This window comes from Paracoccus sediminicola (assembly GCF_027912835.1).
GTDB classification, from domain to species: domain Bacteria; phylum Pseudomonadota; class Alphaproteobacteria; order Rhodobacterales; family Rhodobacteraceae; genus Paracoccus; species Paracoccus sediminicola.
Genome location: NZ_CP115768.1, coordinates 623193 through 635801 on the forward strand (window position 1 = coordinate 623193; position 12609 = coordinate 635801).

General features: G+C 64.6%; 13 protein-coding genes. 7 read left to right on the forward strand and 6 right to left on the reverse strand.

The genetic code is table 11. The features are described from left to right. Position 1: 1 nt before the first annotated feature. Complete coding sequence (locus PAF18_RS03080) at positions 2-370, forward strand: hypothetical protein (RefSeq protein ID WP_271117171.1); 369 nt, start codon at positions 2-4, stop codon at positions 368-370. Between the two features lie 74 nt (positions 371-444). Here the strand turns inward: PAF18_RS03080 and PAF18_RS03085 are convergent, their stop codons facing one another. The 4 genes from PAF18_RS03085 to pdhA form a co-directional block, all read right to left on the reverse strand. After that, the gene (locus PAF18_RS03085) at positions 445-1242 is read right to left on the reverse strand and encodes a hypothetical protein (RefSeq protein ID WP_271117172.1); all 798 of its coding nucleotides are present in this window, start codon (positions 1240-1242) and stop codon (positions 445-447) included. Positions 1243-1332: 90 nt separating this feature from the next. Next, complete coding sequence (locus PAF18_RS03090) at positions 1333-2688, reverse strand: pyruvate dehydrogenase complex dihydrolipoamide acetyltransferase (protein WP_271117173.1); 1356 nt, start codon at positions 2686-2688, stop codon at positions 1333-1335. A 13-nt stretch (positions 2689-2701) separates the two neighbouring features. Next, positions 2702-4120 carry a pyruvate dehydrogenase complex E1 component subunit beta gene (locus PAF18_RS03095; RefSeq protein WP_271117174.1) on the reverse strand — a complete coding sequence of 473 codons (1419 nt, stop codon included), beginning with the start codon at positions 4118-4120 and terminating at the stop codon, positions 2702-2704. Between the two features lie 14 nt (positions 4121-4134). Continuing rightward, the gene (pdhA, locus tag PAF18_RS03100) at positions 4135-5118 is read right to left on the reverse strand and encodes a pyruvate dehydrogenase (acetyl-transferring) E1 component subunit alpha (RefSeq protein WP_271117175.1); all 984 of its coding nucleotides are present in this window, start codon (positions 5116-5118) and stop codon (positions 4135-4137) included. Between the two features lie 7 nt (positions 5119-5125). Between pdhA and PAF18_RS03105 the strand changes: the two genes are divergently transcribed. Further along, positions 5126-5266 (forward strand): hypothetical protein, encoded by a 141-nt coding sequence (locus PAF18_RS03105; RefSeq protein WP_271117176.1) that lies wholly within the window; start codon positions 5126-5128, stop codon positions 5264-5266. 141 nt (positions 5267-5407) lie between these two features. On the opposite strand, the gene PAF18_RS03110 is transcribed toward PAF18_RS03105, so the two are convergent. Then, a complete protein-coding gene (locus PAF18_RS03110; RefSeq protein WP_271117177.1) occupies positions 5408-5701 on the reverse strand; it encodes an FtsB family cell division protein in 294 nt (97 codons plus the stop codon). A gap of 212 nt (positions 5702-5913) precedes the next feature. Here PAF18_RS03110 and PAF18_RS03115 point away from each other — a divergent pair, with 212 nt between their 5' ends. Continuing rightward, positions 5914-6327 carry an NUDIX hydrolase gene (locus tag PAF18_RS03115; protein WP_271117178.1) on the forward strand — a complete coding sequence of 138 codons (414 nt, stop codon included), beginning with the start codon at positions 5914-5916 and terminating at the stop codon, positions 6325-6327. A gap of 37 nt (positions 6328-6364) precedes the next feature. Here the strand turns inward: PAF18_RS03115 and PAF18_RS03120 are convergent, their stop codons facing one another. Continuing rightward, a complete protein-coding gene (locus tag PAF18_RS03120; protein ID WP_271117179.1) occupies positions 6365-7654 on the reverse strand; it encodes an acetylornithine deacetylase/succinyl-diaminopimelate desuccinylase family protein in 1290 nt (429 codons plus the stop codon). Between the two features lie 230 nt (positions 7655-7884). Here PAF18_RS03120 and PAF18_RS03125 point away from each other — a divergent pair, with 230 nt between their 5' ends. The 4 genes from PAF18_RS03125 (at position 7885) to PAF18_RS03140 (ending at position 12587) form a co-directional block, all read left to right on the forward strand. After that, positions 7885-8958, forward strand: a complete 1074-nt coding sequence (locus PAF18_RS03125; RefSeq protein ID WP_271117180.1) for a coiled-coil domain-containing protein — start codon at positions 7885-7887, stop codon at positions 8956-8958. A gap of 42 nt (positions 8959-9000) precedes the next feature. Next, entirely contained in the window at positions 9001-9462 is a 462-nt protein-coding gene (locus tag PAF18_RS03130; RefSeq protein ID WP_271117181.1) for a hypothetical protein, read from the forward strand. Next, the gene (locus tag PAF18_RS03135; protein ID WP_271117182.1) at positions 9459-10595 is read left to right on the forward strand and encodes a hypothetical protein; all 1137 of its coding nucleotides are present in this window, start codon (positions 9459-9461) and stop codon (positions 10593-10595) included. The genes PAF18_RS03130 and PAF18_RS03135 overlap by 4 nt, the downstream gene beginning before the upstream one ends. A 63-nt stretch (positions 10596-10658) precedes the next feature. After that, the gene (locus PAF18_RS03140; RefSeq protein ID WP_271117183.1) at positions 10659-12587 is read left to right on the forward strand and encodes an AAA family ATPase; all 1929 of its coding nucleotides are present in this window, start codon (positions 10659-10661) and stop codon (positions 12585-12587) included. Positions 12588-12609 lie beyond the last annotated feature (22 nt).

Consider the following 12609-nt stretch of genomic DNA (forward strand, 5'->3'; position numbering starts at 1 on the left):
CATGCGGGCAGCGGCGATGATGCTGGGGGTGATTGGCGGGCTGATGGCGCTGATGGTCGGGTTCTTCAGCTATGGCTTCATCGAACTCAGCAGCCGCAGTGCCGCCTTTGCCGAGACATTCGGCGCGATCGAGAATGCCGAGATGATCCGCATCGCGAGCCTGATCTCGCCGCTTCTGGCAATCGCCGGGGGCGCGATGGCCATGGCCCGTGCGCTTTGGGGCGGGGTGCTGCTGCTGATCGCGGGCGGGCTGATGCTCTATGCGTTCGGACTCGGCATCTTTACCATTTTCCCCATCGGTTTCTGCTTTACCGCCGGGCTGCTGGCGCTTGCCGCGCGCAGGCCGGATGTGCCGAAAGCGCATTTCTGATCGGATGCCGGACGAGCCGTCGACGCCGGATCGGATATTTCGGTCAGGGTGAGACCGGCGCGTTTCTGCCTGCCTCAATCCGTGCGGTGTCTGCGGATGGGGACATGCGCCAGATTTGCTTCGGGAAAGGCGATGGAGCCGGGCAGCCAGAACCGTGCCTCAACCGAGAAGGGGCGGGTGCCTGCGATGCCCATATGTGGCACTTCGAAATTGATCTCGTCACGGCCGAGCGTCGGGTGGGCCATGTCGATCATCAGCCCCGCCATCGCCGCCAGACCGGGCGGGGGTGCCGCGAGGATAAGCTGATCGGCGCTGGCGATGTCCCAGCGTCTGTCCTGACCCGTCTCGCTCCAGCCGAAGACAAAAAGCGGGCGGTCCTCGGGCCCGTCGAGCCTCTGGGGGCTGGAGATCTCCGGGTCCGCAAACGGGTGGCGCGAGACCTGTTGCGGCGTGTGATGATAGCCGGAATATCGCGTGTGACTGGCGATGCGAAGCCCGGAGAGGGACGGGCCGGGGCGCTCGACACTGGCATAGAAGCTTTTGGTCAGGCTGCGTTCATGGGTCAGGTTGAGACCTGCCCAGTCACGTCCCGAGAACAGAAGATGCAGGAGCCATAGCCCGAAGAGCCGATAGCCCTCGGGCATGGCGTAGCCGTCGAAGCCGAAGGTGCGGTCCCGGATCGTGAAGGGCGCGCTGTCGCCTCCGATCCATTCGATCTGGCGCCGGAAGCCGGTGTCGATCACCAGACCGTCGAAGTCGAGATGGTCGGGGAGCTCTGGCGGAAAATCCTCGGCCCGGAGGAGAAGCTCGTCTTCGGGGGTCTGTGCCGCCAGCTTTGCGGCCAGGTCACGATATGGGAACAGGTCATTCATCTGCGGCCTTTCGGGGTGGATATGCCTGCGGAAGCCGCCACGAAAAAAAGGGGCCGCGTGGCCCCTTTCGTCGGTTCGTCGTTGCGTGGTTCAGGCCAGCATCCCCATCGGGTTTTCCAGATGCGCGACGATGCGTTCCAGAAGCTGCGCGCCGAGCGCGCCGTCGATGACGCGGTGATCGACCGAGAGGGTCATGGACATGACGTTGCGGATCACGACCTCGCCGGCCTCGACGACCGGGGTCTGGATGCCCGAGCCGACGGCGAGGATCGCGCCGTGGGGCGGGTTGATGACCGCGTCGAAATTCTCGATCCCGAACATGCCGAGATTCGAGATCGCGAAGCTGCCGCCCTGATATTCATGCGGAGCGAGTTTCTTCGACTTCGCGCGGCTGGCCAGATCCTTCATCTCGGCGGACAGGGCCGACAGCGTCTTCTGCTGCGCGTCCTTCAGCACCGGGGTGAACAGCCCGCCTTCGATGGCGACGGCCACGGCCACATCCGAGGGCTTGAGCTTGAGGATGCGGTCGCCGGCCCAGACGGCATTGGCGTCCGGCACTTCCTGCAGGGCAAGCGCGCAGGCCTTGATGATGAAGTCGTTGACCGACAGCTTCACGCCGCGCTCTTCGAGCTGCTTGTTCAGTTGTGCGCGGAACTTCATCAGCTCGTCCAGCTTGGCCGAGCGGCGCAGATAGAAATGCGGGATGGTCTGCTTGGCCTCGCCCAGACGCTGCGCGATGGTGCGGCGCATCCCGTCCAGCTTGATTTCTTCGGTTTCGCGGTCCTCATACATCTTGAGGATGGCGTCGGCGGAGGGTCCGGCCGGGGCCGATGCCGCGGCGGAGGCGGCGGGCGCGTCGGATTTCGCCGCGTCGGCTTTGGCCGGGGCGGCGCCGGGCTTGGCGTCCTCGACATCGGCCTTCACGATCCGGCCATTCGGACCAGAGCCCTTGATCTGGGCGAGATCCAGCCCCTTGTCGGCGGCGATCCGGCGGGCGAGGGGCGAGGCGAAGATACGCCCGCCATCGCCGGATTTCGGCGCGGGCGGGGCCTTGCCGGTTTCGGCCTTGGGTGCCTCGGCCTTTTCTGGCTTGGCATCGTCTTTGCCCGAGCCCTCATCAGCGTTCTTGTCGGTGTCCTTCGGCGCGTCGGCCTTGGCCTCGCCGCCGCCGGAGGAGACATCGCCGATATCGTCGGCGCTTTCCCCTTCTTCCAGAAGAACGGCGATGGGCGTGTTGACCTTCACCCCTTCGCTGCCTTCCTCGATCAGGATCTTGCCGATCTTGCCTTCATCGACGGCCTCGAATTCCATCGTGGCCTTGTCGGTCTCGATCTCGGCGATGATGTCGCCCGAGCTGACCTCGTCACCTTCCTTGACCAGCCATTTGGCCAGCGTCCCCTCCTCCATGGTCGGGGACAGGGCGGGCATCAGGATTTCCGTGGGCATGGTCGTCCCTCCCTTACTTGTAGGTCACTTTTTTCACCGCCTCGACGACTTCGTCAGAGGTGATGAGGGCGTGTTTTTCAAGATTGGCGGCATAGGGCATCGGCACGTCCTTGCCGGTGCAGTTGATGACCGGCGCGTCGAGATAGTCGAAGGCGTTTTCCATCACATAGGCCGACAGGTGGTTGCCGATCGAGCCGACCGGGAAGCCTTCCTCGACGGTGATCATGCGGTTGGTCTTTTTCACCGATTCAATGACCGTGCCGTAATCGAGCGGGCGCAGCGTGCGCAGGTCGATCACCTCGGCCTCGATCCCGTCCTCGGCCAGCTTGTCGGCGGCTTCCAGCGAATGGGCCATGCCGATGCCGAAGCTGACGATGGTCACATCCTTGCCTTCGCGGGCGATGCGGGCCTTGCCGAAGGGGATGGTGAAATCCTCGAGATCCGGCACGTCGAAGCTGCGGCCATAGAGGATCTCGTTTTCGAGGAAGATCACAGGGTTGGGGTCGCGAATGGCGGTTTTCAGCAGGCCCTTCGCATCGGCGGCGGTATAGGGCATGACGACCTTCAGCCCGGGAACCGAGCTATACCATGCCGCATAATCCTGGCTGTGCTGCGCCGCCACGCGGGCCGCAGCGCCGTTCGGGCCGCGGAACACCATCGGCGCGCCCATCTGGCCGCCGGACATATACAGCGTCTTGGCCGCCGAGTTGATGATCTGATCCATCGCCTGCATGGCGAAGTTGAAGGTCATGAACTCGACAATCGGGCGCAGCCCGCCAAACGAGGCGCCGACCCCGATGCCGGTGAAGCCATGTTCGGAGATCGGCGTGTCGACGATCCGCTTCGGGCCGAATTCGTCCAGCAGACCCTGGCTGATCTTGTAAGCGCCCTGATATTCGCCGACTTCCTCGCCCATCAGGAACACCGTGTCGTCGCGGCGCATTTCCTCGGCCATGGCATCGCGCAGCGCCTCGCGGACGGTCTGCTGCTTCATCTCGGTGCCTTCTGGCCAGTCGGGCGAGCGGTCGGGGGCGGGGGTCTTGACCTCGGCCACGGCAGAGGTGGTTTCGCCCTTCTCGTCCTTGGAGTTCTCGCCTTCGCCCGTCTGGGCGGGCGGTTCTTCCGAGGCGCTGTCATCGCCGCCGCTGTCGCCGCCGGACGAGGCAGCCTCGATGTCTTCGGCGCTTTCGCCTTCCTCGATCATCACGGCGATGGGGGTGTTGACCTTCACGCCCTCGGACCCCTCGTCGATCAGGATCTTGCCGAGGATGCCTTCATCCACCGCTTCGAATTCCATCGTCGCCTTGTCGGTTTCGATTTCGGCGATGATGTCACCCGCCGAAACGGTGTCGCCTTCTTTCTTGAGCCATTTCGCCAGCGTCCCTTCCTCCATGGTCGGGGACAGGGCGGGCATGAGGATTTCGGTAGCCATTCTTTTTCCCTCCCTTACGCGTCTTCGTCCTGGGGCGCCACGTCGGCATAGATGTCTGTCCACAGCTCATCCAGCGCCGGTTCCGGGCTTTCCTTGGCGAATTCGGCGGATTGGTTGACGATGTCCTTGATTTCCTTGTCGATGGATTTGAGATCGTCCTCGGATGCGTGCTTGCCTTGCAGCAGCATGGCGCGGATGCCCTCGATCGGGTCGCGCTCTTCGCGCATCTTCTGGACCTCTTCGCGGGACCGGTATTTCGCCGGGTCCGACATGGAATGGCCGCGATAGCGATAGGTCATGATTTCCAGGATATACGGCCCCTTGCCGGCGCGGCAGTGGGCGACGGCTTTCTCGCCCGCTTCCTTGACGGCCAGCACATCCATGCCGTCCACCTGCTCGCCGGGGATGCCGAAGGCTTCGCCACGGCCGAAAAGCGAGGTCGACTTGGTCGAGCGCTTGACCGAGGTGCCCATCGCATACTGGTTGTTCTCGATCACGAAGATCACCGGCAGATCCCACAGCTCGGCCATGTTGTAGGTTTCATAGACCTGGCCCTGGTTGGCGGCGCCGTCACCGAAATAGGTGAAGGTGACACGGTCGTTTTCCAGATATTTGTCGGCAAAGGCGAGCCCGGCCCCGAGCGGCACCTGGGCGGCGACGATGCCGTGGCCGCCATAGAAATGCTTCTCCTTGGAGAACATGTGCATCGAGCCGCCCTTCCCCTTGGAATAGCCGCCCTCGCGGCCGGTCAGCTCGGCCATGACGCCGTTCGGGTCCATGCCGCAGGCCAGCATATGCCCGTGATCGCGATAGGAGGTGACGCGCTTGTCGCCTTCCTCGGCGGCGGCTTCCAGCCCGACGACGACGGCTTCCTGACCGATATACAGGTGACAGAAACCGCCGATCAGGCCCATGCCGTAAAGCTGGCCGGCCTTTTCCTCGAATCGGCGGATCAGGAGCATGTCCTTGTAGTATTTCAGCAGTTCGTCCTTCGACACGTTCGGCTTGGCACTGCTTTTCGACGAGCTCGACGCGCTGCGCGAACCGGAGCCTGCACTGCGCGAGCGCGTGCTTCTGGTGGTTGTGGACTTGGTGGCTGCGGGTTTCCTGGCCATGCGGGTTACCTCCTGCAAGCTGGCGGGATAGTTCAGCGTTAAACTATCCGTAGCGCATCGCCGCGGGGGCTGCAATCGGCGATCTCGAAGACGGAACACTATCAAATGAAGCCGTGAAATCGCCCCAACTCAGGGATCCGCGACCGGGTGAAACAGGTGACGCGCGCGGGGGTTAGCGGATGATGACCTCGTCCGGGCGCATCAGCCCCAGAACCTCGCGGGCGCGCTCGTCCAGCAGGTCGAGATCGAGATAATCATCGGAGAGGCGGTGGGTGAGATTCTCCATCTCGTCCACCTCGGCCTGAAGCGCGTCGCGTTCGGCCCGCAGGGTCTCGGTCTCGGCCTCGAGCTGAATGCGGCGCATCAGCCCCGACGGCCCCTGCACGGCGGCGAAGGCGAAATAGAGGCTGGCCAGCACGGCCAGAAGAACGATGACGATCGCCGAAAGCGACAGGCGCTGTGACATGGGCTGCCCCGGTTGCGGCCTTCTTCGGGCCTTTGGGCGCATATTTGCACGAATGGCGGCGCGACGGAAGCGCTGCTGCACCGCTGATTTCCGGCGATTTTCCGCCGATCCACCCGGCGGCGGCGCATCCCATTGTTATACATGTTGCTGCAACCCTTGCGTGTCGGGTTGAATTTTCTCGCGGGAGGAATGGAGGGGATTGGAGTGGGGAGATGGACATCCATATCGCCGCGGCGGCGCTGATGCGCGCGGATGGGGCAACATTACTGGTGCGCAAACACGGCACGACCGCCTTCATGCAGCCGGGCGGCAAGATCGATTGCGGCGAGGCGCCGCTGGTGGCGCTGTATCGCGAATTGGACGAAGAGCTGGGTTTGCAGCCTTCCGACGAGGGCGCGCTGTATCTGGGCCGGTTCGAGGCGCTGGCGACGCATGAGGCAGGCGACCGCATCATCGCCGAGCTGTACCGGGTCGAGACCGCCGAGACGCTGAGCGCGCGATCCGAGATCGAGGAGATCCGCTGGCTGCTGCCGCCGGACCGCTCGGCGCTGGAGCTTGCGCCGCTGACCCGCGATATCGTGCTGCCCGCGATCTGGGACGCCATGGCCGCCGAGCAGCGCATCTGAGCCTTGCGGCGCGGCCTTGCTGGGAGGTGCCGCGCCCTTACCGGCTGGCGGCCCGGTCGCCGGTCAGAAGGTCGGCCAGCACGAGGCCCATCACCTTTGCCGAATCCAGCATATCCGCGATGCCGATCCACTCGTCGGGCTGATGCGCCATTTCCAGCACGCCCGGCCCGTAGGCGATACAGTTCTTCAGCTTGCCGATCCGATCGATATGTTTCTGATCGTAAGTGCCGGGGCTGACGACATAGCCGGCCTGAAGCCCCAGCACGCGCTCGATCGCGGCGGCGGTGCTGCGCACGACCGGAGCGTCGCGGTCGGTCATTGAGGGGATCACTTCGAACAGGTCCCGGATCTCGTAGCGGAAGCCGGGGCGGCGGGCGCGGATGCGTTCCATCAGCGCGGTGATCTCGGCCTTTACCTCGGCGGGGTCTTCCTCGATTAGGAAGCGCCGGTCGATGGTGATGCGGCAGCGATCCGGCACGACAGGGGCGGGCAGGCCGGTATATTCGGGGCCATGATCCGGCTCGCCGCCATGGATCGAGTTGATGTTCAGCGTCGAGGAGCGCGCGCCTTCCGGGATCACCGGCATTTCGGTGCGTTTCCCGGCCAGAAGCGGCCAGAGCGTCGCCTCCATCTCTTCCAGCACCGCGCCCATATGGCGGATGGCGCTGTCGCCGAGAAACGGCATCGAGCCATGCGCGATGCGGCCATGGGTCTCGATCTCGGCCCACCAGACGCCGCGATGGCCGAGACAGATCCGGTCCTTGTGCAGCGGTTCGGGGATGATGACATGCTGCACATCGGCAAAATCGCCGCGCTCGGCCAGATGGGCGACGCCGCCATAGCCGCCGGTTTCCTCATCCGCCGTGGCCGAAATTTCCACCCTGCCGGCATGGTCGGGATATGTGTCGATGAACGCCTCTGCCGCGATGATCGACGCCGCCAGCCCGCCCTTCATGTCGCAGGCGCCGCGGCCATAGATGCGGTCCTCGTCGGAATCGTATTCGGCACCGAGAGGGTCGCGCGTCCAGCCATGGCCGATCTCGACCACGTCGTGATGCGAGTTGAAATGCACCGCGTCTCCGGGCCGCTCGCCGTGATGGCGGGCGAGGATGTTCCAGCGCGGATAGGTCTCGGAGTCGCCGGGGGCACCATGGGCGCGGATCAGCTCGCAACGAAAGCCGCGCGGGGCGAGCCGGGCTTCGAGATAGTCGCAGATCTCGCGATAATGCTGGCCCGGCGGGTTGAGCGTCGGGATTCGGATCAAGTCTTGGGTAAGACGGATCAGATCGTCGCGGCGGGACAGGATGTTTTCACTGAGGCTGCTCATGGCGCGCAGAGTGACGCGCGGGCGCAGGGCTGTCCAGATGGTTCGCGCTGCGCCGGCATCGCGCCGGCGGGGCCGTGCCCCCCGGCTCCGGGGCCGGGTTGACCTGCCGCATGCTGCGTTAACCATTCCGCCGATGGCCGCCTTCCAAGACGTGAATTCCGGTGACGGGTCTTGTATGCCTCGCGTTTGAGCCTAAAGTTTTATCAACTGCCATTTTAAGGGGGTATCGGATGGCGTCGCTCGACCAGCAAATGACCGAAACGCAGAAGCAGATCGTGCTGACGCAGCAGAAAATGGCGGAGGTGACGAGCCAGCTCGACCGCGCCGGCACCGAGACCGGGGTGGCCGAACCCGGCATCGACATCGCCAATGCCACGCTGGCCGATGTCAACGCCCATACCGAGACGATGAACGCCAATATCGCCGAGCTCATCATGGGGCTGGACGATGTGACCGCCGGGTTCTCGAAGGATTTCGAAGAGATGCGATCCAAGACCGGCTGGGAAAGCTTTGTCGGCATCTTTGCGCGCGGCAAGGCCGAATCGATGCGGCAGGAGCGTCTGCGCACCGCCTCGATCGACGACAAGTTGCAGGATCTTATCTCGAAATCCGATGTGATCACGCGGCTGTTGCAGGATCAGCTTGCACAGCTGAACGATCAGAAGGCGAAGGTCGAGACCAACCTGACCGGCACGCTGAGCGAGCGTGAGGCCACGGTCGACACGCTGGAGGATCTGCGTCAGAAGATCGCTGCGATGGACCCGAAGCTGATCGAGCTGGAAAACAAGGTCGCCTCGACCACCGACCCCTCCGACCGGACCCGGCTGGAAACCGAACTCGCCAATGCCAACAAGGATCATAACGAGCTGATCCAGCAGGAACAGGTTGCGCTTGCCAAATCGCAGACGTTGGAGCGCTATATCGAGGCCGGAAAGACATGGGTGGACAGTCTTCAGAACCAGGCGGCCACGCAGATGGTGCTGATCAACAAGCTGCAGACCGACACCAAGCAGCGCGTGGTGCTGTATGACGCGCTGACCAAGTCGCTGAAGACCGCGCAGCAGCAGGATGTCGCCCACCGCATCAACGAGATCGGCGTGCGCACCGATCAGGAGGCGCAGGCCCAGATGGCGGCGATCGGCACGGCGACGAATGACCGGATGGCCGACATGCTGGAAGCGCATGGCGACCACATGGTCTTTGCCCGCAAGGTTCTGGAAGAAAAGGCCAGGGCCGATGAACGCTTCGCCCGCCGCTTCGCGGAGATCGTGAAGAAGCACGACAGCAATCTCTACGGCGGCTGATCGCGGGGGATGCCCGTGCGGGAACAGACGGGACGCGGTCCGATGACGCACATCCCCGACATGGCCTCGGATGGGGCGGGCCGGATGCCGCGTGGCGAGGGCACCGTTTCGGGCTGGAACCGGCAGCGGGTCGTGGGCGGCTTGCTGGCTGCGGCGCTGCTGTCGGGGCTGACCGTGGCGGGGTATTCGCTGGCCGCCGGGCACGGCCCGGCCGAGGCGCTGCTCAGCGGCGTATCGGCGGCCTGTTTCGGGCCGCTGATCGCGGGGGTGGTCGTCTTTCTGCTGCTGTATCTGGCCGATATGGTGATCCGTGCCGCACTGACCCTGCCTCTGGCCGCCATCATGCTGGTCCTGTTTGTTTTACATGCGCCGCGACGCTGGATTCGCACGCTGGCGTCGGTGAACGCACGGCTGGACGATGTGGCCGACCGGGTGACGTGCTGGCTGATCTCGCCGATACTCTGGTTCCGGACAGACGCTCAGACCGCCGAGGACACCCCATGACTGAAGACCGCACCGGCAATCTGGACGCCGATCACCGGCAGATCGAGGACGATCTGATCGCGCGCCGCTATTTCGAGAAGCTGCGGCTGATCTCGGCCACGCTTCCGGCGGTGCTGGAAGAGACCGTGCGCGACGGGCTGTTCAGCCAGACCGAGACCGGGATCATCGACGCCTATCTGGCGGCGATGGTTGCCTCGGCAGATGCGCTGTCGATGAAATACCTCGTCTCGGGCCGGGTCGAGGGGCCGCTCAGGCGGTTCCTGACCATAGATGTGCATGAATCGGGCTATCCGGTCTGGTCCGAGATCGCGCAGATGGCCGCCGATGCCGCACAGGCCGAGAGCCAACTGGGGCGCACCCCGGACAGCGAGGCGATCAAGGATGACATGATCCGCCAGATCGTCGGCGATCTGACCATCCCCACCCAGCTGCAATACGCCATGTCGCAGCGGCTCTATTACGAGGCGCTGGCGAAGGGCGGGCTGTTCTGGCCGCAAATGCATCCGCAGGGATACTGGTTGTCCGACGCCCGCAATCGCCGCCGCTGGCTGATCCATTGGGCGGTCTATGACAGCCAGCTGAACATGCCGGTGCTGTATCTGCTGGAATGCGACGATAGCGGACGCCGGCCTCTGGTCGAGGATTCAAGGCGCTGGCCCGAGGTGCAGGCGCATCTGATGGCGCAGTCGGTCACCACGCTGCAACTGGTCACCATTGCACAGGGCTTCGACCGCGATTTCGACAATCTGCATCCGCATCGGCTGCGGCGCGTGCTGCTCGGGCCGATCTATTCGCAGCACTTCACCACGCAGGAAGGTCCGATCCGCGAGGTGCTGGACAATGCCCGCGCGCCGTCGGGCGAGGATTGGGCGGTGGCGCTGACGGTAGAGGATTTGCGGGCAGAGCGCGCGATCATGGAATCGACCGGGTTCTTCAGCGTGACCGAGCGGCAGATCTTCAAGCTGGACCCGCTGGGGCTGGGCGGGACCGGGCAGGGGGCGAGCGCGGTGGAGCGCGCCCTGATCCTGCCCGCGCGCCCCTATCAGGCGCTGGCAGAACTTGATCCCGAGGGTTTCCGGCGCATGCGGAAATATGTGCCGCTGCCCGATGGTCGCGTCGCCGGCTATCGCTGATGGCAGGCGGCGGGCGGTTTTGCGGGTGAGATACGCCCGATTGGTGGAGTGAAGAGGACCCGAATGGACGTTCGTAACGAGATGGAGCTGCCCGAGGCCGAAATCCGCAGCCATTACCCGCAGGCATTGTCGCTGCTGACCGGCTTCGACCATGCCCCCCGGCTGGGCAAGGCCGCGCCGAGCGCCCGGCCGGAGCGTTCGCCGGGCATACCGCGACGAAGCTCGCGCTTCCGCTCGACCACGCCGGGGCTGGCGGGGCGGTCCACTGCGCGCGCCGAGGGGGTCCAGCTTGTGGACCGGATCGAGGCGGTGGGCGGCGACGATCTGCCCTCGCCCGCCGCCGCCACGGTCGCGCGGGCGCTGCGCCGCGCGTTGGCGATCTCGCTCGCCGTGGTCGATGAGGTGGCAGCGCGGTCGGGGGCCGCCGAGCTCAAGCGGGCCAATCTGGAAGGGCGGATGCCGAATGAGCGGAGGGGTGAATTCGCCGAGTTGCTGGCCGTGGAGTCGCTCGCCGCCATGTCGGTTTTTGCCAATGCGACCGCGTTCCTGCTGGCCGAACATGCCGGGTCGGAAACCGTCGAGGGGATCACCGCCGACGAGATCCTGACCGACAACCCGACCGTTGCCCTGCAGGGCGCGCTGTGGGAGCTGGATCAGAACCTCGCCCGCGCGGCGCATGACGACAAGACGCTGATCGCCGCCGTGATCGCCCATGCCGAGGCGCTATCCTCCGCCGTGCAGGCCCGTGCCGAGACCGCTCCGCGCAGCGGCAGCTTCACCGGCGCAAGCTGGCGCGTGGCGGCGGATGATTTCCCCATCGCCGGTTTCGCCCCGGCCACCAAGGCACGCGGCAAGCCCGTGCAACTGGCCTTCAAGACACCGGAAGAGGTCGTCGGCAACGCCATCGCGAAACACCAGATGATGCGGCTGTCGCGGATGCTGGTCGCCTATGACTTCGACCGCCGGATGAACCCGTTCGTGGAACTGGGCGGCTTCATCTATACCTTCCTCGGCGACGGCAAGCCCGGCACCGGCAAGACGACGCTGATCCAGATGATGGCCGGGCTGATCAATGATTACTGCACTGTCGCGGGCTATCCGTTCCGCTATGCGAATCTGTCGATCGACAATGTGGACTCCTATCAGGGCAAGTCGGGCCAGAACGCGCGCGCCTTTATCGACAGCGTGATCGACCCCGGCGTGATCGGTTTCGGCACCATTGACGATATCGACCAGATCGCCGGGAAGCGCGGTGACAAACAGTCGTCGAGCGGCCAGCAGGAGATCACCGCCGTGCTGATGGAGGCTTTCGCGGGGGCCTCGACCATCGTGCGCGGCAATGCCACCTTCGGGATGTTTTCCAACTATGCCGAATCCATCGACGACGCGCTGCGGCAAAGGGCCGGTGCGCGGTTCCTGATCGACGGGCCGAAGACGCGGGCCGATTATATCGACATTCTGGCCTTGCTTCTGGGCAGGCGTCACCAGATCCCGGTCGGCGAGCATGATCTGATGAAGGCGCAGGCAATCAAGACCGCCGTGGCCGACAGTCTGGAGCGCCATAACCAGCCGCAGGAGGCAGGGCTGGCCAAGGTCTGGGAAGAGGTGACGGCGCAGACCGGCAGCCTCGACACGCTGGCCGAGTTCGGCACCTATCTGCACGCGATTTCGGTTGCCGACGAACGCTTCACCGGCCGCGCGATCAAGAATATCACCGACGCGATCAAGGCGCGTTCGATGGATTTCGACATGCCCGATGAGTGGTTCGAGAGCCCCGAGCCGTTCCTTCACCAGCCCTACGCCCGCAAGCGGGAAATGATCGAGGCGCTGCGTCAGCCGATCACCAGGGAAATGATCGCCCAGGAAATCAACCGCTACGCCGACAGCGAGTGGCGCTATGCCGACAGCAGCGACGAAACCGCAATCGAGGAGGCCGTGCGGAACATGGAGCGTATGGCCGAGGCGCAAAAGCGGTATCGGGGGGAGGGGTGATTCTGACCACCGCCGTAGTTCC